This window comes from Arsenicicoccus piscis (assembly GCF_022568835.1).
In the GTDB taxonomy this organism is placed as follows: domain Bacteria; phylum Actinomycetota; class Actinomycetes; order Actinomycetales; family Dermatophilaceae; genus Arsenicicoccus; species Arsenicicoccus piscis.
On the sequence record NZ_JAKZHV010000003.1, the window covers coordinates 1 to 18,601 of the forward strand.

The window sequence follows — 18,601 nt, forward strand, 5'->3', positions numbered from 1 at the left end:
GCAGGAACGCCGCCATCGGCCCGAAGCACAGCCCCATCACGAACAGCGCGCCGGCGAGCGCCAGCCACACCAGCGGGTAGGACCGGGTGTCCATCAGCGGGAACATCACCAGGCCCCACACGATCCCGAGCACGCACGCCATCGTGAGCACCCGCTTGCGGCCGATCCGGTCCGACAGCGGCGAGCTGATGACCGTGCCGAGCGCCAGAGCGAGCACCGCCAGCATCGTGATGGTGAGCATGGAGACCTGCGGGATCTTCAGGGCCTTGGTGCCGTAGGAGAGGCAGTACGTCGTCGCGGTGTAGAACAGGGTGTACTGCACCATCATCACGCCGGACCCGAGCAGCAGGTGGGCCCACTCGTGCCGGACCAGGTCCAGGAACGGCACCCGCGAGAGCGACTCCTGCTCGATGGCCTTCTTGAAGACGGGGGTCTCGGCGATGCTCAGCCGGATCCACAGACCGACGACGACCAGCACGATGCTCGCGATGAACGGCACCCGCCAGCCCCACGAGGCGAACGCTGCCGCGTCGATGTTGAGGCGCACGCCGAGGAAGATCGCGTTGGCGAGGATGAAGCCGAACGACGGCCCGAGCTGGGGGAACATCCCCCAGAGGCCGCGCTTGTCCGCGGGCGCGTGCTCGGTCGCGAGCAGTGCCGCGCCACCCCACTCGCCGCCGAGGCCGACGCCCTGGACGAAGCGCAGGATGACCAGCAGCGCTGCAGCCGCGATGCCGAGCGTCGAGTAGCCCGGGAGCAGACCGATGAGCACCGTCGAGATGCCCATCATGAGCAGCGACACGATCAGCACCGACTTGCGGCCGACCCGGTCGCCCCAGTGCCCGAAGATCACCGACCCGATCGGCCGGGCGAAGAACGCCACGGCGTAGGTCGAGAACGCGGCGAGCGTGCCGGCTGTCTCGGACAGCTCCGGGAAGAACGCCGTGTTGAGCACGAGCGCCGCCGCGATGCCGTAGGCATAGAAGTCGTAGAACTCGATGGTCGTCCCGACGAGGCTCGCCAGGGCGATCCGCCCCATGCTCGTCGAGCCCTGCCGCTGGTCGCCGTCGACCGTGGTCATCGCTACCGCCGCCCGCGCCGGCCACGGGACTTCAGCCGCACCCCCGGCAGCGGCGGCGCCGGGATGCGCGACACCTCGCCCTCGTAGCCATCGACCGTGCCGAACCGGTCGGATCCGGCCTCCCACTGCTCTCGTGCAGCGGCCACCTCGTCATGGCTTCGGCCGACGAAGTTCCACCACATGACGATCTCCTCCTCGAACGGCGTGCCGCCGAGCAGTACGACCCGGGCAGGATCGTCACCCACCTCGAGGACGAGCCGGTCGCGACCCTCGTCCACGCACCCCAGGTCGGCCGGCCCGAGCGGTCGGCCCTCGAAGGTCACCGACCCGGTGTCCACGAGCAGGCCGTGCTCGAAGCCGGGGTCGACGCTCAGCTCGAGCCGGGCGCCGGCAACCAGGTCGAGCTGCGCGCCGAGCAACGGCGTGTAGGTGTGCACGGGTGACGCCGCGATCCCCTCCAGCGACCCGAGGAAGACGAGCGCGGTCCCGGAGCCGGCCGGGAGGTCTACCGGATCGGGGGCGTAGTGCTCGAACTCGCGCTCGCCAGAACGGGACTCGTCGGGAAGGGCTACCCACAGCTGGACGCCGTGGAGCACCGACGGACCGGCGACCGAGACCTCGGAGTGCGCGATCCCGTCACCCGCGGTCATCAGGTTGACCTCGCCCGGGAGCACCTGGCCGAGCACACCCGCGGAGTCGCGGTGCTCGATGTGCCCGGCGAACAGCCACGACACGGTCTGCAGCCCGGTGTGCGGGTGGGGCGGGACGTCCATGCCGCCGGAGCCGTCCGGGTCGACGTCGACCGGACCGTAGTGGTCCACGAAGCACCACGCCCCCACGAACGACCGGTCGCGGTGCGGCAGCGTGCGCCGGACCGTGAGCGCCCGGATGCCACCGAGCGGCACCTCGCGGCCCCCCAGCACCTGCACCGACCCAGAGCTCGTCATCCGTGATCCCTCTCCTTCGTCCGGACCGACCACACGATCGTGGCCGGTCCGGGCGCTCGACGCCACCTGACGCCGGGACGGGGCGATGGTTCTACTTGATCTCGCGGCGGGAGATCAGGACGCACCCGACGACGAACGGCAGCAGCGTCCAGATCGCGGCCGCGGACGCGAGGTGGGCCCACGCCTCACCGTTCATGGTGCCCATGACGAGCGGCTCGGTGGAACGGGCCATGTCGATCCACGGGCCGGCGTCGCGCAGGGCGCTGATCATCCCGGTGAGGAACATCCACAGTGTCGGGACGATGTAGAACGCGGCGATGGCCGCGGCCGGAGCCGTCAGGAGCAGACCGAAGGCCACGCCCTGCAGCAGGTTGAGCAGCTGGGCGAGCACGCCGCCGAGGGCGCCCCAGCCGATGTGCCACGGGTCGACCGGGTCGTGGATCGCGACCGCGATCCCGGTGGAGACGACGCCGACCAGGAGGGCGACGGCCATCGAGGCGAGGCCGAGTGTCAGCGCCGCCAGAGTCTTGGCCAGCACGACGCGCAGGCGACGCGGCTCCTGGGTGAACGTCACCAGGCCGGTGCGCTGAGAGAACTCGCTGGTGGCGGCGAGGATGCCGAGGACGGGCAGCAGCAGCATCATGGCCTGCGACGAGCCGCCGACGAAGGTCGTCAGCCCGGTCGTGCTGTGGTCGCCCCAGATGAGGAAGCCGACGTTGATCGCGGCCACCAGCCCGAGGGTGATGATCAGCAGCCAGCGCCCGGAGCGGGTGTCGACGAGCTTGCGCAGCTCCAGGTGGAGCAGTCGGCCGAACGGGATGCCGGGCGATCCGGTCCCCGCGCTGCCACCGGTAGAACGGGTGGTCGGGTCCGCGGGCCCGGTCGCGTTGGCCGCGTTGGCCGCGTTGGCCGCGTTGGTCGCAGCCGGGTCGTGGGTGAGGGCGGACGTGCTCATGCTGCACTCTCCTGGGTGTCGGTGGCGTGCGTGTCGATGGCCTGCGTGTCGGAAGCCTGGTGGCCGCGGTCGGTGCTGCTGGTGAGGTCGAGGAACATCCGCTCGAGGTCGCGCTCCTGCTGGCGCAGCTCGAGCAGGACGACGCCGGCGGCGAGGGCGGCGCGGCCGACCTGCTCCGGCGTGCCGTCGACCACCAGGGCGTCGTTGGTGGACGTGACGACCAGGCCGTCGCGGCGCAGGGCGTCGGTGAGGGCAGCGTCGTCGAGGCTGCGGACGGTGATGCCGCCCTGGGCGACCAGCTCGTCGAGCCGGCCCTGGGCGAGGATCCGACCCCGGCCGATCATGACGATGTCGTCGGCGATCAGCTGCACCTCGTGCAGCAGGTGCGAGGACAGCAGCACGGTCCGGCCCTCACGCGCGAAGCCCCCCAGCAGCTCGCGCATCCAGGCAATCCCTTGCGGGTCAAGGCCGTTCGCCGGCTCGTCGAGGATCAGGACCTCGGGGTCACCGAGCAGCGCGTGGGCGATCCCGAGCCGCTGGCGCATGCCGAGCGAGTAGTCCCGCAGGCGCCGACGGGACTCGCCCTCGTCGAGCCCGACCAGCGTCAGCAGCTCGTCGACGCGGCTGCGCGGCACCCCGACGGCGATCGCGCCGAGGGTGAGGATCTCGCGGCCGGTGCGGCCCGCGTGCTGCGCCGACGCGTCGAGCAGGGTGCCCACCTGCGCGGCGGGGTTCGACAGCTGCGCGTAGGGGCGGCCGAGGATCGTGGCCGTCCCGGACGTGGCCGGGGTGAGCCCGGTGACGACTCGCATCGCGGTCGACTTGCCGGCACCGTTGGGCCCGAGGAAGCCGGTCACGACTCCCGGTCTCGCCGTGAACGTCACGTCGTCCAGGGCGGTGAAGGATCCGTAGCGCTTGGTGAGGTGCTCGAAGGTGATCATGGCTCCACCCTCGCCTGCCGCCGTGGGCGGGCACATCCGTCGAGGGGACGAAGGTCGATGGCCGAAGGTCTACGACCTAGGGATGATCGGTGCGACCTTCGGCTGACGCGCGCAGCCCCACCGGCTGGCTACGGTAGAGCCATGTCCTGGGCCCCGACCGAGCCGCCCCTCACGCGCGGGCAGCAGCTGTGGCGCATCGTCGTCACGGCGCTCATCGGGCTGCTGCTCATCGGGACGGTGCTCGTCGGGATGCCCGACGCCCCGGAGCAGCCATCCCGAGCGGGCGCCCTGCTCGCCCTCGATCTCTTCGCTGCCGGGCCGATCTCGTTGGTGCTGCTGTGGTTCCACCGGCGCTGGCCGTTGCCGATCGCCTACGCGACGCTGGCGCTGTCGACCGTCTCCGCCATCGCCGGGGTGGCGTCGATGGTCTGCCTGGTGTCCGTCTCGACCCGCCGGCGGACGGCCGAGATCGTCCCGCTGGCCGTCGGATCGATCGTGGCGGGTTATGTCTACGAGTTCGTCGTCATGCCGACCCCGGACTCCGGGCCGTGGTGGGTGCCGATGATCTTCGGCGTGGTGCTGACCGGTGCTCTCGTCGCCTGGGGTCTCTATCTCGGCACCCGTCGCCAGCTGGCCGAGACCGAGCGCCAGCGGATCGCCGACCTCGAGCGCGAGCACGCGCTGCGCATCGCCGGGGCCCGCACCGACGAGCGGGCCCGCATCGCGCGCGAGATGCACGACATCGTCGGCCACCGGATCTCCTTGATCGCCATGCACGCCGGCGCCCTGACCTATCGAGATGACTTGACCAGCAAGCAGATCCGCGAGGAGGCCGAGGTCATCCAGGAGTCGGCCGTCACGGCGCTGGCCGAGCTGCGCCAGGTGCTCGGCGTGCTGCGCGAGCAGGGAGCCGTGACAGAGCAGGACGCGTCGCCGCTGACCGTCGAGCCGCCACAACCGACCATCGACGACCTGGGCGACCTGGTCGAGCAGGCCCGCCGCAGCGGCCAGCTCGTGCAGCTGACCCTCGACCTCGGTGACGAGCGGCCCTCGCGCGAGGTCGGTCGCCACGTCTACCGCACCGTGCAGGAGTGCCTGACCAACGCCCGCAAGCACGCCCCCGGCGCCGCCGTCGCCATCCGGGTCACCGGTCGGCCGGGCGACGAGCTGGTGACGCAGGTCAGCAACGGCGCCGGCGAGGCGGTGCCGGCCACGGTGCCGGCGTCACCCCTGACTCCTGTCACGCCCGCCGGCTCCGGCCTCGGGCTGGTCGGCATCGCCGAGCGCGCCGCCATCGCCGGCGGCCGGCTGGAGCACGGCAGCACGCGCAGCGGTGGCTTCCAGGTGCGGCTCACGCTGCCGTGGGCGGCGTAGCCGGACGCCAGTCAGCCGCGGTGCGCGCCGGTGTAGAGCGACCGCGGCCACCAGAACCGGTCGCCCAGGATCAGCGCGAGCGAGGGGACGAGCACCGTGCGCACGACGAGGGTGTCGAGCAGCACGCCGATGAAGATGATGACGCCGAGCTGCGCCAGGACGACGAGCGGCAGCACGCCGAGGACCGCGAAGACGGCCGCGAGCAGGATGCCGGCGCTGGTGATCACGCCGCCGGTCGCGGTGAGCGACCGCAGCATGCCTGCACGCGAACCATGCTCTGCCGCTTCCTCTTTCGCTCGTGTCACGAGGAAGATGTTGTAGTCCACGCCCAGCGCCACGAGGAACACGAACGCGAGCAACGGCGCCCCCGCGTCCAGCCGCTCGAAGCCGAGCACCTGGGTGAAGACCAACCACGCGATGTCGAGGGCGGCCACATAGGTGAGTAGCACCGTCGCGACCAGCACCACCGGCGCGACCAGCGAGCGCAGCAGCAGGATGAGCGCGACGAAGACCAGCCCCAGCACGAGCGGGAAGATCACCGCCCGGTCGTGCGAGGTCGCGTCCCCCTCGTCGAGGCGTTGCGCCTCGCTGCCGCCAACGGACGTGTCTGGGTACTTCGCCACCGCACCACGCACGTCGTAGACCGTGTCGAGCGACTGCTCGGTGCCGGGCTGTGCGGTCGAGACGGCCTGCAGCTCGACCAGCGAGGCGGTCCTCGCGGCAGGACGCACCGACGAGATGCCTTGCACCGCCTTGATGCTCGCCGTCACGTCGGCCGCCTGCGCGGGGGTCGTCATCACGATCATCGGCTCGGCCGACCCGGCCGGGAAGGACGTGCTGAGTCGCTCCGCGGCAGCGATCGCCTCGGGCTTGCGCAGGAACTGGTCGGAGCTGGAGAGCCCGGTCTTGACCGCCAGGACGCCCAACCCTGCGGCGGCGAGCAGGATCGTGCTGACCAGCGCCACGGCCACCGGGCGACGCGACACGGCGTCGCCCACGCGTCGCCAGATCGACCGGGAGTCGACGGCCGAGGTGTCACCCACGTGCGGCACGCGCGGCCAGAAGATCCACCGGCCGAACGCCACCAGCGCACCCGGCAGCACCACCAGGGCGAAGAACGCGGCGACGAGCACGCCCACGGCACAAGCCAGTCCGAGTCCGCGCGTCGTCGGGAAGAGCGAGAGCAGGAGGGTGAGCAGGCCGACGAAGACCGTCGTCGCGCTGGCGACCACCGGTTCTACGGTCTGGCGTGCGGCGATCCGCATCGCGACGTGCCGGTCGGGGTGGCGACGCAGCTCGTCGCGATAGCGGGCGATGAGCAGCAGCGCATAGTCCGTGCCGGCGCCGAAGACCAGCACGGACAGGATGCCGGTGGTGCTCTCGTCCCACGCGACGTCGAACGCGGCGAGGACGTGCGTGGCGAGGACCGCGGCGAGCCGGTCGGCCACGCCGACGACGGTGAGCGGGATGATCCACAGGACCGGTGAGCGATAGGTGAAGACCAGCAGGACGGCGACCACCAGCGCGGTCGACGCGAGCAGCCGGATGTCGGCGCCCTCGAAGACCGCCGCCAGGTCGGCCTGCACCGCCGCCGGTCCGGTGACCTGGGCGCTGACGCCGGAGGGCAGGTCGGCCTTCGCCGCCGTGCGCAGCGCACCCACCTCGTCGGCGGCCACGGTCGCGGAGGTGCCCTTGAGAACGATGGGCACGATGGCCGCGGTGCCGTCCTCGCTCGGGATCAGCGGCACCTGGGCCGATCCGGCGAGCCTGCCCGCCCGCTCGCGCACGGTCGCCAGCTGGGCCGGCGTCATCCGGTCCGCGCTGCTGAACAGCACGATCGCGGTGCTGGTGTCCTTCGCGGGCAGCTGCTCCTGCAGCTCGGCGACCCGCGCCGACTGGGACCCCGCGGCCAGCGTGTCGGTCGCCGCGCGGGTGCGCTCGCCCTCACCGAGACCGGCCATCACGGCTACGCCCAATAGCAGGACGACCAGGGCCAGCACCGACCAGGCGTTGCGCTTCGTCCAGGAAACCATTTCAGCAGGTTACTAAGTTCGTGAAGGATATGGAAGTCCGGAGCGGCCTGCGCCATGATGGGGGCCATGTCCTCCGCCCCTGCCGAGCGCCCCGACCTCGCGGTCACCGGGGCCCACGCCGGTTGGCGGCCCTCGGAGGCCATCGAGGCCCTCGACACGTTGCTGCAGGTGTCGGACAGCACGCTGCCCACCCTGGCGCGCCGGGCCCACCTCAGCGAGAGCGAGATGCGGTCGCTGCGGCACTTCGTCACCGAGGACCTCGGCCCGGCCGAGCTGGCCCGCGTCCTCGGCATCTCGTCGGCGGCCGCCACCGGCATCGTCGACCGCCTCGAGGCCCGCGGTCACGTCGAGCGGCTCCCCCACGACACCGACCGGCGGCGCACCGTCGTCCGACTCACCGACTCGGGGATGCGCGAGACGCTCACCCTGCTGCAACCGATGTTCCAAGGCCTCGCGGACCTCGACGCCCGGCTCACCGACGAGGAGCGCGTGGTCGTCACCCGCTTCCTGCGCGATGCCACCAGCGCGTTGAAGGCCTTGCTGTAGCTCCGCAGGCTTCAGCTCAGAGGTAGGAACGCATCACGCGCAGCGCCGCGCCGCCGTAGCCCCCGCCGAAGAGGATCGCGTGCACCAGCAGCGGCGGCAGCTGGTTCCACGGGATCCGCTCGCGCCAGCCGGCGGCCAGCGGGAACGCCTCGTCGTAGGCCGCGAAGCACTCGTCCCCGAAGCCGCCGAAGAGGTTCATCATCGCGAGGTCGTACTCCCGGTGCGCCCAGTGCGCGGCCGGATCGATCAGCCAGCTGCGCCCGTCGGTGTCCACGACGCGGTTCCCCGCCCACAGGTCGCCGTGCACCAGCGCCGGCGGCTCGGGCGGGCCGCAGAGCTCGTCCGCCTTGGCGGCCAGCCGGTCTACGAGTTCGAGGGCTTGGGGGTCGAGCGCGCCTTCGTCGACGGCTCGGCGGGTGAGCGGACGAATCCGGTGCTCCACCAGGAACTCTCGCCACGTCTTCGTGGGTGTGAGGTCCACCTGCGCCGAGCCGAGGTAGCCCGCGAGCGCGGTGTCGATCGCGCCGAACGTCTCGTGCGTGGTGCGGTGCAGAGCGGCGAGCCCGCGGCCCAGCTCGGCCTCGGTGTCGCGCTTGGGCCGTCCCTGCGGGATCCATTGCAGCACAAGCCCGCTCGAGTCGGACCGGATCACCTCGGGGACGCCCAGCTCGGCCGGGGCGTGCTCCCGCAGGATCGTCAGACCGGCAGCCTCCCGCTCGAACAGGTCGGGTGTCGGCTGCTCCTTGGTCTTGAGGAACAGCGGTCCGTCCGGGGTCTCGAGCCGGTAGGCCAGCGCGATGTCGCCACCGCTCAGCGGCTCGACGGACCGGACGTCGAGGCCGTCGATCAGCGAGTCAGGCAGGGACTGGGGCAGGTTCGTGGATCCCATGGGTCGACCCTTTCACGCCCAGGGGCCGCGCCACACCGGCCCGTGCCCCGGCAGCAACGTCTCGGCGACCACGGCCGCCAGCACGTCCAGCGACCGGCGCGCGCCCGGGAGGTCGTGGGTGAAGAAGTCGGGGATGAGGTGCGGCCCGGTGCGGTCCTCCAACGGGTGGCCGGTGACGACCGCGTCTCCGGTCGCCAGCGCACCACGATCCGGGAACGAGTAGCCCGTGTGCCCGCTCGTGTGCCCGGGGCTGAGCACCGGCACGGGGCGCCCCGGCAGGTCGAGGGGTGTTGTGTCGTCGAAGGGCACGACGTGCTCCAGGTCGTCCTTCTGCAGCGCGCCCGCGCGGATGATGCGCACCGCCCACGACGCCACCCGCGGGCGCCAGGCGCGCACGAGCACGTCACGGGGGCTGGCCTGCTGACGCGTCGCCGCCTTCGCGTTGAGCAGCTCGAGCCGGTGCAGGTACGTCGGCACCCGGTGCTCGCGCCAGAGCCGGTTCACCCCACCGAAGTGATCGATGTGCCCGTGGGTCAGCAGCACGCCGCGCACGTCGCCGAGCTGGTGACCGATCGACTCGATGGACGCCTGCAGCCGCGGGTAGTCGCCCGGGTAGCCGGAATCCACCAGCGTGAGGTCACGCCCGTCCCGGACGACGAACCAGCTGGACGCCGTGCCGGCGCCGTGGAAGAGGTCGTCACCCACCTGGGTCAGCAGGGTGCTCATGCGTGGCTCCCCGCTTGCTCGAGCGCGACCTCGAGGGCGTAGCCCGGGCCGACCCGGGACGGCGTGGCGTAGGTCTTGGTGGTGTGCTCGGTCTGGTCCCAGCGGGGCCAGCTCACCGCGCCGGTGCGGACGAACTCGACCCAGTCCGAGTGCATCTCGTCGGCAAGGGCCTGGGGCGGGTCGTCACCGGTGGAGGCGGTGACCCGCTCGGCGTCGAGACAGTCCCACACGAACGGCAGGTCGACGCAGTGCGGTGCCAGCCCGTCGCCGGGTCGGGCGTACGCGAAGTCGTAGACCCACGTGGCACCCTCGTCCCGCGCGCCGGCCACGGCCACCACGGGCACCCGGAAGGTGAGCTCGGTAATGAGCTGCCCGAGCCCGTAGCCGGGTGCCTCCGGCAGATCGGCGAACGACTCCAGCAGCTGCGGCGCGGCCGCGTCGAGGCGCGAATCGGCCAGTGCGGCACCCAGATCCCCCGGCAGCTCGGCGAACATCGCTCCCACCTGGGTGAACTCGTGCGCCGTGGAGCCGATGAGCAACGGGATCGACTGGCTCGCGGGGTCGCTCAGTGCTGCCGCGAGGTCGGTCTCCGTGGTCAGCACCTCGCCGTCGAGGTAGGGCACGAACGCGATCAGGTCCAGCCCCGCGGCGACCGTGTCGGTCACGGCCTGGGCGACCGACTGCGGGTGGCGGGCCCGCTCGGCCTCGACCGTGTCCTGCAGGTCGAGCAGCTCGTCCTCGCTCAGCGCAGCGAGCCCGGCACGGGTGCACGGCACCCCGGCGAGCTCCGCGACCCGCTGCCCGAGGGCGCGAGCGTCCGCCTTCGAAGGAGGATCGAGCGCGCCGGACTGGCTTATGGCTCCGTGGAAGAGGCCTCGCGCCATCGGCGACGCGAGGAGGGCGAGCACCGAGCCGCCGCCGGCGGACTGACCGGCGATGGTCACCCGCGTGGGGTCACCGCCGAACGCCGCGATCTCGCGCTGCACCCACCGCAGCGCCTCGATCTGGTCGAGCAGCCCACGGTTGTGCGGCGCGTCCTCGACCCACCCGAACCCGTCGAATCCCAGCCGATACGAAAGGGTTACGGTGACGACACCGTCGCGGTTGAAGGCGGCCCCTTCGTACCACGGGCTCGCCGGCGACCCGGCCTTGTAGCCACCACCGTGGATCCAGACGAGGACCGGGAGGAGCTCGGTCGGCTCGGCCGGCTGGGGCGACGGCGTGAACACGTTGACGTTGAGGGTGGACTCACCCGGGATGGACGGCTCGGGGATCGCGGTCACCTCACCGAACGGTCGGCGCTGCGCCGTCGCCCCGTAGACCGTGGCGTCCCGCACGCCGTCCCACGGTCCGTGCGGCACGGGCGCACCGAACCGCAAGGCACCGACCGGCGCCTCGGCAAACGGGATGCCGAGGAAGGCGGCCGACCCGTCTCGCCAGCACCCTTGCACCGCACCGCGACTCGTGCGGACGACCGGCTGCGACGTCATCAGGAGAACCACTGGGTGGGCGGGCCGAGGCGCAGCAGCCCGGCGAAGATCAGCGAGACCACGACGACCGCACCGACGGCCGCGAGTGCCGGGCTGCCGAGCGCCCAGGCGACGGCACGGTCTACGGGACTGGTGGGGTGAGGGCCGTCGGACTGCAGGAGGCGCCACTCGCCCTCGACCAGCCCGCGGCGCTCGGCGGAGCGCTCGAACGGGACCGTGGCATACGGCACCACCGCGGAGGCGAGCCCGAGGAGCAGGTCACGCGCGCGCCAGCGATGGTCGACGGCGACGAGCACGGTGACGACGCAGTAGGAGAGGAACACGAAACCGTGGATGCCGCCGGCGATCCGGGTCGCCCAGTCGGCGCCGAGGGCGTACTTCGCGGCCATGCCGAGGAGCAGCAGGGTCCACGTCACCATCTCGGCGCGAGCGAGGGCTCCGTAGAGGCGGGCGGGGCGGGCGGTGAGCGAAGCCATGGTGCCTTCCGGTCGGGTGCGGTCCAGCCATCATCTCTCACCGGCCTGAGCGGCTACGGCCGGGGACCTGACCCCTGCACCATCTCGAGCACCTCGCGGCCGACCTCGGAGACCTCGCCGGTGCCCGTGGTCAGCTGATCCCAGCCGTGGCCGCCGTCCGGGACCCACCGAAATGCCTTGTGCTGCGTCGGAGCTGCCGCCACCATCGCCTCGAGGCGCTCACGCTGGGAGGAGTCCGGGGCTCCCAGCACGACCAGCAGGGGCATGGTCAGGGTAGGCGCCGCCGCGGCGGAGGTCGGGGCCTCGAACCACGCCGGCGGCCCCGAGAGGTCGACGACGGCGTCCGCCCCCACCGCCTTGGCGTAGCCCGCCGCCAGTGCTCCACCCATCGACGCACCCACCAGCGTGACCCGCTTGGCACCAGCCTTGCGGGCCGAGCTGACGAGCAGCGCGATCTGGGCTCGCCGGTCGACGGTCGCCTCGGTCGAGCAGGTCGAGTCGCCGAATCCGCACAGCCCGAACAGGTATCCGTGCAACGAGCCCGCCGGTAGCGCGCTCACGTACGGCCAGAACCCGCAGTAGCTCTGGTCGGACTGGTGCAGGAACACCGCCGCATTCGGTCCGCTGCCCACGACGGCTCCGGCGAGCGAGATCCCGGGCGCGGTGAGGGTGGTGGTCTTCTCCCCCCACACCTTCGCCCCGAAGCAGACCGCGCTCGTGGCCGTGGGTGCGGGAGACGTCGTCGTAGAGCTCGTGGTCGGATGGGTGCTCCCGCTCCCGCTCCCCGTTCCGTCTCCGCAGCCGGCAGCGAGCATCGACGCCAGGGCGGCCCCGGCCAGCAGAGTCGTGCCACGCCTTCGTGAGCGGCTCATCGACCCATCGTGACCCGCGCCCGACGCCGGCACAAGGCCGCGGGCCGCGCCCAAGCGTTCAGCGCCCGTGTTGCCGTCGCCGCTGGTAGGCCATCGTGTCCGGCGGTCGGCTGGTGTAGCGCTGCCCCGCAGGGGTCGTCACCTCCAGGAAGGTCGACCCATGGCCGTCCGGCTCGCGCCGGTGGCTCCAACCCGGCAGCTCCTTGACCAGGTTGCAGGCCTGGCACAGCCCCTGCGCGTTCGCGATCACGGTGGGCCCGCCGTCGGAGTACGGCATCGCATGGTCGATCTCGCGGATCACCGCGTCGCACCACGGCATCGCGCACACCCGATCCCGAGCCGTCACCAGAGCTCGCTCCCCGGCGCTGAACAACCGACGCCTCGGCTCCCGATCGACCACCGTCCCGGTGAATGGGTCGGCCAACAACCTGCGCACCCGCACCCGTGCCTCGTCCAACCATCGCACGGCCGAGCCGGGCGCAGCCTCAGCCGGCCGATCGGGTTCCGGGTCAGGTTCCGCGTCGCATCCCGGGTCGGCCGCTGGGACCAGCGGCGCGACGGGTGGTTGGACGGCACGCTCGTCCGCACCCACCACCCTCAGCCTCGGTCGGCCAGTCCCATCACCGGTCGCGGCCCCCGGTGCTCCCTGTGCTCCCGGTGCTCCCGGGGCCGATGAGGCGGCTCGGCTCGATGACGTGTTGGCGGCCAGGGCGGCACGCAGCACGGCGTCCAGGTTCCGCTGGCACGCCTGGTATCCCCTCAGCTCCTCCGCTGTCGGTCGACGCTCCAGGGGCACCGTCGGCAACACGCTCGATCGCACCCGAAGGGTCAGGAAGCCGTGCTCCTGCACCAGCCTGAACCCCTCCGGCACCGGCCTCGGCGCCAGTAGCGCCCGCACCGTCTCGGCCGGCACCGGGCCGTACCCGACCAGCCACCCAGCCCCACAGCCCCCACCCCCGCCCGAGCCGACGCGTTCAGCATCGGTCGGCGCCGTGTCGGTCTGCGCGGAACCGGCCTTCGCGGAACCGTCACCCTCGGCGGCAGCGAAGTCCTTGCTGTCGCAGGTCGGGCACCCGGCCGAGCCTGCGGTCGGGTCGGCGGGGCTGTCGCTCGGGGCGGGCCGGCTTGCTGCAGCGAGGTCGTCGCGGGTCAGGACCAGCTGCACCTCGACCGGGATGGGGTCGGCCGCGTCGCGACCGGTCAGCAACGCCACGAACCGGTCCGCCATCAGCTGACCACGGCCACGCTCGTCCCCCTGGGAACGGCGGGTCGATGCGTAGTCCTCCAACACCTTCCGGCACGCCACCCCGTCCGCAGCCGGCAAGAATCCGGACACCCACGACATCGCATCCGCCGCCGGCCGGAAGCTGACCCGACGATCCTTCACTGCGTGTCGGCCTCGGTCCACCACCGCCTGTGGATCGGCTCGGTAGGTCGCCGCGCGGTAGGCGGCGCGCACCTCCTCCACACTCATCTGGGACAGCCGCTCCCGCGCCTGCGGTGTGCCGGCGAGCTCGTCGTCCACGAGCAACCGATCATCGGGCTCCAGGCATGCCGTCTCCTGCGCCGCGACCGTCGCCGCCCATTCGCCCAACGCGCCCTCCCGCAGGGCATCCAGCGTGCCAGGCAGCTCCGCCACCAATGCCTTGGCCAGTCCCAGCAGCCGGGCGCCCTTCCATGGCGACTCCCGCCGCGCCAGCCCGACCATCGCGCCAACTCCACCGCCCTGCTTGGCCTTGCGCAGCCCAGCCGCGTCCTGCTCAGCGCGGACCACCTGGTCCAACCGGACCGCGGCCACCGCCTGGGCGGCAGCCGCCGCGGACTTCAGCACCTCGAGGGACGCGAGCAGCTCCACCAGCTCGGCACTCGACCTGCCGCCCCGGACCGCCGCACTGGAACCTTCCGCGCTCGATCCGTCCGCGGTGGGATCGGGCATGGAGGCAGTGGCGGCAGGCGCCGTGGACATGGACGGAGATGGCGACGTGGAAGTAGCGGACGAGGCAGGGGACGGCGCGGAGAGCGCGGCCACCGTCAGGGCAGCCAGCCGCTGCGTGAACGCAGCCACGTCGGCGACCTCCACCGAAGCCGCACGCGCGACGTTGGACGCGTCGGGGGCGATCGCGGCAGCGAAGGCACCGACAGCGGCTGTGTCGTTCGAGACGTCCGTGTCGCTCTGGGCATCACCCACCAGCGCAAGCCGGATCGCCGCTCGAGCGGTCGCATCCGTCTGGGCTGCAGGTGTTTTCATTTCCTTACCCTACTCTTCTCTTGATTCTCACATCAGGGTCAAATGGGTAAATCACTCTGAGCAACAATGGAATTGACGGGCAAGGCGCTACGTAGTCAGGCCCTTCTCAATGCATGAGGACAGGCGAGAACGCAACCTCGTGCCTTGATGCGCTCGACCCCAAAACGCTGAACTTCTCTGACTCCTCACTGAATTCGCGCCAACCAGTAGCCGGGGCTTGGCCGCCCCGGCAATGACAGTCAACGACCGAACCGTCAGCCCATCGATCTCTTCATCTCGTTGCCGCGACTCTAGCCCGGATGTTTCATCGGGCGACGGGGTCGGCGTAGCCGGCGTCGTTGCCGTTCGATGGGGCTGATTCTGGCAGGTGAGTACGCCACTGGCCCGCATGTCGCTGCGGGTGGGCGTCGTCTTCCACGAACGATGAGGGCGTGCTGGGGTCGTCGCGGCGGGTGGGGTTGCCGGTCAGGGCGGGGACAGCGCCCTCAGGTTGGTCCACGCGGTGGTGAACAGGGACGCCCACGGGGCGGTGTTCTTCACGTGCAGTAGCCGCTGTCGTCCGGTGCGCGCCAGGGTTGCGGCATTGGTGAACAAGCGGTGGCGTAGGGCTTTGGGTTCCCACCGCCGCGCGGGATGCCCGGCCAGCGCGAGCATGCTCATCCACGCGAGGAGGTCGTTCGCGACCTGCACGAGGAGCAGCCACAGGCGGTTCTGCGCGAAGCTCTGTAGCGGCAGGTTCGTCAGTCCGGTGTCTTTGGCGATGCGGATGCGGTCTTCGCACCGGGCCCGTCGGCGTTGTACGCCGGCTGCCACACGTCCTCGGGCACGAGCCGATACAGCTCGGGGGTGGTCGCGGGCAGGGTCCATCCGATCGAGTACGACACTGCGCGCCGGTGTAGGAAGGACAACAGTTCACGGGTGCCCCCGGCGCCATCGGTCCTGATCAGGACCCTCTTGCCCGGTCGTGAAGGGTTGATGCCGGGGGTGGCGGCCAGCGCTTGCTTGATGACCCTCTCGTGATCGGTCGCCGTGTTCGACCCGGCGTTCCCGGGCCGCAGCAGCATCGCCAGCGGCTCCCCGGTCCCGTCGGCGCCGTGGTCGAGGAAGGCGCACAACGGGTGGAACCCGTAGCCACGTTTGAACGTCGCCGCGGCGTGCTCCTTGTCCGAATGGGCCGTCACGAGGGTCGCGTCGAGGTCGATGACCAGCGGCTTGGCCGCTGACGCGTCATGGTTCGGGGCGTACCGCCCGGCCAGGTGCCACACGTGCGAGCGTGCCGCTGCTCGAGCCTGGGCGATGGCCTTCTCGACCCGCTCGATGTCGCCGGCCAGGGCCGCGATGGTGCGACTGATCGTCGCATCCGAGGCCACCGGCCCGAACAGGCTCGGCTCGTCCCGCAACAGCGCTGCGTCGCGGCAGGCGTCCCCACCCAACGCCAGCGAGACCGCGAGGTCGGTCACCACTTTCGCCGGATCGTGCCTGGCCAGGTTCTTGCGCCACGGCCGCAGGGCGTCGCTCAACGTCGTGCCCAGGCCCGAGACGCGCACCGTGCGGGTCAGCAGGGCCCCACCCGCGTGCGCCACCGCTGGCACGTCAGCGGCGTCGACTCGGACATGGGGGTACAGCCCGCTACGCTTACTCACCTGAGAAGTGCCCTTCGAATCCTGCGGTTATCGACTTCAGCAATCGACATCCTTGCAGGTCAAGGGCACTTCTCGCGTTCAGTGGTCACTCACCCCATGAAATCTCCGGGCTAGCCGTCACCTCTGACAGACCCCCCACCCCCATTCGCCGCAGAGGTGGAAGCAACGTCCATCCACCACTCCAGCGACGCGGGTCCGCGCAGAGGTCGACAGGCGCGCCCTGGTCGAGATCCGCCCACTGCGCCGAACATGCAGATGCCGGACACGACACGCCGTCCCGGCGTCCGACATCTGCCGTCCCGATGCACGACCGACCGATCAGCGAAGAGGCGCTGGCCGGCGCCTCGACGCCGGACGGGCCTGCGCTGGCGGAGCTGCGCCGGGTGAGCCAGGAGCACGACGTGGTGGTCGTCGTCGGGTTCGCCGAAAGTGCCGACCACACGGTCTACAACAGCGCGGTGGTGATCGACCGCGGAGCGACCGCCGGCACCTACCGCAAGGTGAACCTGTGGGGCGAGGAGCCCCGATGGTTCACGGCGTCCTCGGCCGGGCCGCTCGTGGTGCCCACCTCGGCGGGCACGCTCGGCGTCATGGTCTGCTACGACCTGGAGTTCCCGGAGTGGGTCCGCCAGGCCCGCCAGCTCGGTGTCGAGCTGGTCTGCGCTCCGGTGAACTGGCCTGCGCTGCAACGCCCCTCGAGCGAGCGACCGCTGGAGATCATCAAGGCTCAGGCCAGCGCCGGCTGCTACCGCGTGCCGATCGCGATCGCCGACCGGGTCGGCGTGGAGCGGGGCGTGGACTGGATCGGCGGGTCGACCATCATCGGCGCCGACGGCTACCTGCTGACGCCGCTCCAGCTCGGCGCCGAGGGCATCGTGGCGGCGGACGTCACCCTCGACGGCGCCACCTCGATCGGGCCGCACAACGACGCCCTGGCCGACCGGCGCCCCGAGCTCTACGGGGAGCGGTGACCCCTGCTACCTAGGCGGATCTGAGTAGGGGCGCCCTGTCGGCGCTCCGGGGCGCGGAGGAGACTCGTCTTGGGGAGCCCACCGTCCACCCCAGAGAGCCGGTCCGTCATGCCCACCACGTCCTCGGTCGACGCCCTGATCGCCGCCGGCCTGGTCGACCCGGCCCGCCGCGCCGAGGCCCTCGACATCCTCCGCACCACCGCCGCACCCGACACCACAACACCCGCCACCGCACGAGCCGCCACCAGCGTGGCGACCGAGATCGCCGGCTACGTCGGCGGCATCCTCGTGATCGCCGCAGCAGCGGTGTTCATCGGCACCGAGTGGAGCTCGATGGCGGCGCTCACCCGGGTCCTGGCCCTCGTGCTGAGCGGGCTGCTGCTCGTCGGCGCGGGCCTCGCAGCGACCCGGCTCGGGGTCGCCGGCTCGATCCGCGACGCGGGGCAGGACATCCGTCGCTACCTCGCGAGCGTGCTGCTCGTCGGAGGCGCAGCAGTCCTCGGCGGCGCCGTCGGGGTGTGGGCCGCGGAGCTCACCTCCTGGGACGACATCTGGGCGTCCCGCCTCGCACTGATCACCATCACCGTGCTCGCCGGCTTGTCCTACGTCGTGGTCCCGTCTGCGGTGGCGCAGCTCGTCACCGCCTGGAGTCTCGGACAGGCGCTCGCCGTGATCACGTTCGGCACCGGCGACCTCGAGCACAGCGCCCTGCTCTTCGCCGCGCTCCTGCTCGTGACCGCCGTCGCGTGGGGGTTGCTGACCGAGGCCGGCGCCTTCCGCGAGCGCCAGCTGGGGCGATTCATCTCCGGCGTGCTCGCCGTCGTGGGCGCCCAGTTCCTCTCATTCGAGTCGGGTGACCGGTGGTGGGCCTATCTGGCCCTCGCCGTCATCGGCACCCTCTGCTTCGCGCTCTACGTCCGTCGCGGCGCCTGGCCGCACCTGGCCGTCGGCGTCGTCGCCCTCACCATGGCCGTCACCGAGGCCGCTCTCGACCTGAGCGACGGCTCGGTCGGCGCTGCCGGTGCGCTGCTGATCGCCGGCACCGTCCTGCTCAGTGCCAGCGTGCTCGGGATGCGGCTGCGCTGCAGGGCCGCAAGCTAGAGCTCGCCCTGCTCGGCCGTGCCCGCCGGCAGCGGCGTCATGATCACCACGTCGACGGGCCCGGCCAGCAGTTCACCGGTGGCGGCCTGCAGAGCGGCCACGGCCTCGCCCCGCGAGTGCGCGTCCAGGTCCTCGCGGGTGGTCCACTTCTCGATCATCGTGACGGTGCCGTCCTCGGCATCGTGGATCGCGTAGAGCTCGCACCCGGGCTCGGCGTGCACGCCCGGCATCGTCTCGCGCAGGGCGGCGACGAGCTCGTCCTTGCGACCCTCCAACGGCGTGAACACGGCAGTGACGACGGCGGTCAT

The 18,601-nt window shown here is 71.6% G+C and carries 16 protein-coding genes and 1 pseudogene; 4 read left to right on the top strand and 13 right to left on the bottom strand.

Annotated elements, in window-relative coordinates; all coding sequences use genetic code 11:
* The 4 genes from MM440_RS05835 to MM440_RS05850 form a co-directional block, all read right to left on the bottom strand.
* Nucleotides 1-1,081, bottom strand: a 1,081-nt coding sequence (locus MM440_RS05835) for an MFS transporter (RefSeq protein WP_241443383.1), incomplete at its 3' end; no start/stop codon positions are given.
* A gap of 2 nt (nucleotides 1,082-1,083) precedes the next feature.
* The gene (locus MM440_RS05840) at nucleotides 1,084-2,028 is read right to left on the bottom strand and encodes a pirin family protein (RefSeq protein WP_241441689.1); all 945 of its coding nucleotides are present in this window, start codon (nucleotides 2,026-2,028) and stop codon (nucleotides 1,084-1,086) included.
* Nucleotides 2,029-2,119: 91 nt separating this feature from the next.
* Entirely contained in the window at nucleotides 2,120-2,983 is an 864-nt protein-coding gene (locus MM440_RS05845) for an ABC transporter permease (RefSeq protein WP_241441690.1), read from the bottom strand.
* Nucleotides 2,980-3,924 (bottom strand): ABC transporter ATP-binding protein, encoded by a 945-nt coding sequence (locus MM440_RS05850; RefSeq protein WP_241443385.1) that lies wholly within the window; start codon nucleotides 3,922-3,924, stop codon nucleotides 2,980-2,982. The genes MM440_RS05845 and MM440_RS05850 overlap by 4 nt, the downstream gene beginning before the upstream one ends.
* Nucleotides 3,925-4,065: 141 nt before the next feature.
* Between MM440_RS05850 and MM440_RS05855 the strand changes: the two genes are divergently transcribed.
* On the top strand, nucleotides 4,066-5,298 hold the full coding sequence (locus MM440_RS05855; RefSeq protein ID WP_241443387.1) for a sensor histidine kinase: 1,233 nt from the start codon (nucleotides 4,066-4,068) through the stop codon (nucleotides 5,296-5,298).
* An 11-nt stretch (nucleotides 5,299-5,309) separates the two neighbouring features.
* Here the strand turns inward: MM440_RS05855 and MM440_RS05860 are convergent, their stop codons facing one another.
* A complete protein-coding gene (locus MM440_RS05860) occupies nucleotides 5,310-7,331 on the bottom strand; it encodes an MMPL family transporter (RefSeq protein WP_241443389.1) in 2,022 nt (673 codons plus the stop codon).
* Nucleotides 7,332-7,397: 66 nt separating this feature from the next.
* Here MM440_RS05860 and MM440_RS05865 point away from each other — a divergent pair, with 66 nt between their 5' ends.
* Complete coding sequence (locus MM440_RS05865) at nucleotides 7,398-7,877, top strand: MarR family transcriptional regulator (RefSeq protein WP_241443391.1); 480 nt, start codon at nucleotides 7,398-7,400, stop codon at nucleotides 7,875-7,877.
* A 16-nt stretch (nucleotides 7,878-7,893) separates the two neighbouring features.
* Here the strand turns inward: MM440_RS05865 and MM440_RS05870 are convergent, their stop codons facing one another.
* The 7 genes and pseudogenes from MM440_RS05870 to MM440_RS05900 all read right to left on the bottom strand — a co-directional run bounded on the left by MM440_RS05870 (nucleotide 7,894) and on the right by MM440_RS05900 (nucleotide 16,221).
* The gene (locus MM440_RS05870) at nucleotides 7,894-8,766 is read right to left on the bottom strand and encodes a fructosamine kinase family protein (protein WP_241443393.1); all 873 of its coding nucleotides are present in this window, start codon (nucleotides 8,764-8,766) and stop codon (nucleotides 7,894-7,896) included.
* A gap of 12 nt (nucleotides 8,767-8,778) precedes the next feature.
* Complete coding sequence (locus MM440_RS05875) at nucleotides 8,779-9,492, bottom strand: MBL fold metallo-hydrolase (RefSeq protein ID WP_241443395.1); 714 nt, start codon at nucleotides 9,490-9,492, stop codon at nucleotides 8,779-8,781.
* Nucleotides 9,489-10,982 (bottom strand): carboxylesterase/lipase family protein, encoded by a 1,494-nt coding sequence (locus MM440_RS05880; RefSeq protein WP_241443397.1) that lies wholly within the window; start codon nucleotides 10,980-10,982, stop codon nucleotides 9,489-9,491. The genes MM440_RS05875 and MM440_RS05880 overlap by 4 nt, the downstream gene beginning before the upstream one ends.
* The gene (locus tag MM440_RS05885) at nucleotides 10,982-11,458 is read right to left on the bottom strand and encodes a DUF3817 domain-containing protein (protein ID WP_241443398.1); all 477 of its coding nucleotides are present in this window, start codon (nucleotides 11,456-11,458) and stop codon (nucleotides 10,982-10,984) included. The genes MM440_RS05880 and MM440_RS05885 overlap by 1 nt, the downstream gene beginning before the upstream one ends.
* A 53-nt stretch (nucleotides 11,459-11,511) precedes the next feature.
* The gene (locus MM440_RS05890) at nucleotides 11,512-12,330 is read right to left on the bottom strand and encodes an alpha/beta fold hydrolase (protein WP_241443400.1); all 819 of its coding nucleotides are present in this window, start codon (nucleotides 12,328-12,330) and stop codon (nucleotides 11,512-11,514) included.
* A 58-nt stretch (nucleotides 12,331-12,388) separates the two neighbouring features.
* On the bottom strand, nucleotides 12,389-14,266 hold the full coding sequence (locus MM440_RS05895) for an HNH endonuclease signature motif containing protein (RefSeq protein ID WP_241443402.1): 1,878 nt from the start codon (nucleotides 14,264-14,266) through the stop codon (nucleotides 12,389-12,391).
* 777 nt (nucleotides 14,267-15,043) lie between these two features.
* Nucleotides 15,044-16,221: pseudogene (locus MM440_RS05900) on the bottom strand (transposase).
* Between the two features lie 302 nt (nucleotides 16,222-16,523).
* Here MM440_RS05900 and MM440_RS05905 point away from each other — a divergent pair.
* Both MM440_RS05905 and MM440_RS05910 read left to right on the top strand, forming a co-directional pair.
* Entirely contained in the window at nucleotides 16,524-17,192 is a 669-nt protein-coding gene (locus MM440_RS05905; protein WP_241443404.1) for a nitrilase-related carbon-nitrogen hydrolase, read from the top strand.
* A 108-nt stretch (nucleotides 17,193-17,300) separates the two neighbouring features.
* Entirely contained in the window at nucleotides 17,301-18,293 is a 993-nt protein-coding gene (locus MM440_RS05910) for a hypothetical protein (protein ID WP_241443406.1), read from the top strand.
* On the opposite strand, the gene MM440_RS05915 is transcribed toward MM440_RS05910, so the two are convergent.
* Nucleotides 18,290-18,601: a putative quinol monooxygenase gene (locus MM440_RS05915; protein WP_241443407.1), complete on the bottom strand. Its 312-nt coding sequence runs from the start codon at nucleotides 18,599-18,601 to the stop codon at nucleotides 18,290-18,292. The genes MM440_RS05910 and MM440_RS05915 overlap by 4 nt on opposite strands.

Bases quoted from the DNA above. Each gene is read 5' to 3' on its own strand.
- MM440_RS05840 (WP_241441689.1), bottom strand. From the start codon at position 2,028: ATGACGAGCTCTGGGTCGGTGCAGGTGCTGGGGGGCCGCGAGGTGCCG.
- MM440_RS05845 (WP_241441690.1), bottom strand. From the start codon at position 2,983: ATGAGCACGTCCGCCCTCACCCACGACCCGGCTGCGACCAACGCGGCC.
- MM440_RS05850 (WP_241443385.1), bottom strand. From the start codon at position 3,924: ATGATCACCTTCGAGCACCTCACCAAGCGCTACGGATCCTTCACCGCC.
- MM440_RS05855 (WP_241443387.1), top strand. From the start codon at position 4,066: ATGTCCTGGGCCCCGACCGAGCCGCCCCTCACGCGCGGGCAGCAGCTG.
- MM440_RS05860 (WP_241443389.1), bottom strand. From the start codon at position 7,331: ATGGTTTCCTGGACGAAGCGCAACGCCTGGTCGGTGCTGGCCCTGGTC.
- MM440_RS05865 (WP_241443391.1), top strand. From the start codon at position 7,398: ATGTCCTCCGCCCCTGCCGAGCGCCCCGACCTCGCGGTCACCGGGGCC.
- MM440_RS05870 (WP_241443393.1), bottom strand. From the start codon at position 8,766: ATGGGATCCACGAACCTGCCCCAGTCCCTGCCTGACTCGCTGATCGAC.
- MM440_RS05875 (WP_241443395.1), bottom strand. From the start codon at position 9,492: ATGAGCACCCTGCTGACCCAGGTGGGTGACGACCTCTTCCACGGCGCC.
- MM440_RS05880 (WP_241443397.1), bottom strand. From the start codon at position 10,982: ATGACGTCGCAGCCGGTCGTCCGCACGAGTCGCGGTGCGGTGCAAGGG.
- MM440_RS05885 (WP_241443398.1), bottom strand. From the start codon at position 11,458: ATGGCTTCGCTCACCGCCCGCCCCGCCCGCCTCTACGGAGCCCTCGCT.
- MM440_RS05890 (WP_241443400.1), bottom strand. From the start codon at position 12,330: ATGAGCCGCTCACGAAGGCGTGGCACGACTCTGCTGGCCGGGGCCGCC.
- MM440_RS05895 (WP_241443402.1), bottom strand. From the start codon at position 14,266: ATGCCCGATCCCACCGCGGACGGATCGAGCGCGGAAGGTTCCAGTGCG.
- MM440_RS05905 (WP_241443404.1), top strand. From the start codon at position 16,524: ATGCACGACCGACCGATCAGCGAAGAGGCGCTGGCCGGCGCCTCGACG.
- MM440_RS05910 (WP_241443406.1), top strand. From the start codon at position 17,301: ATGCCCACCACGTCCTCGGTCGACGCCCTGATCGCCGCCGGCCTGGTC.
- MM440_RS05915 (WP_241443407.1), bottom strand. From the start codon at position 18,601: ATGACCGCCGTCGTCACTGCCGTGTTCACGCCGTTGGAGGGTCGCAAG.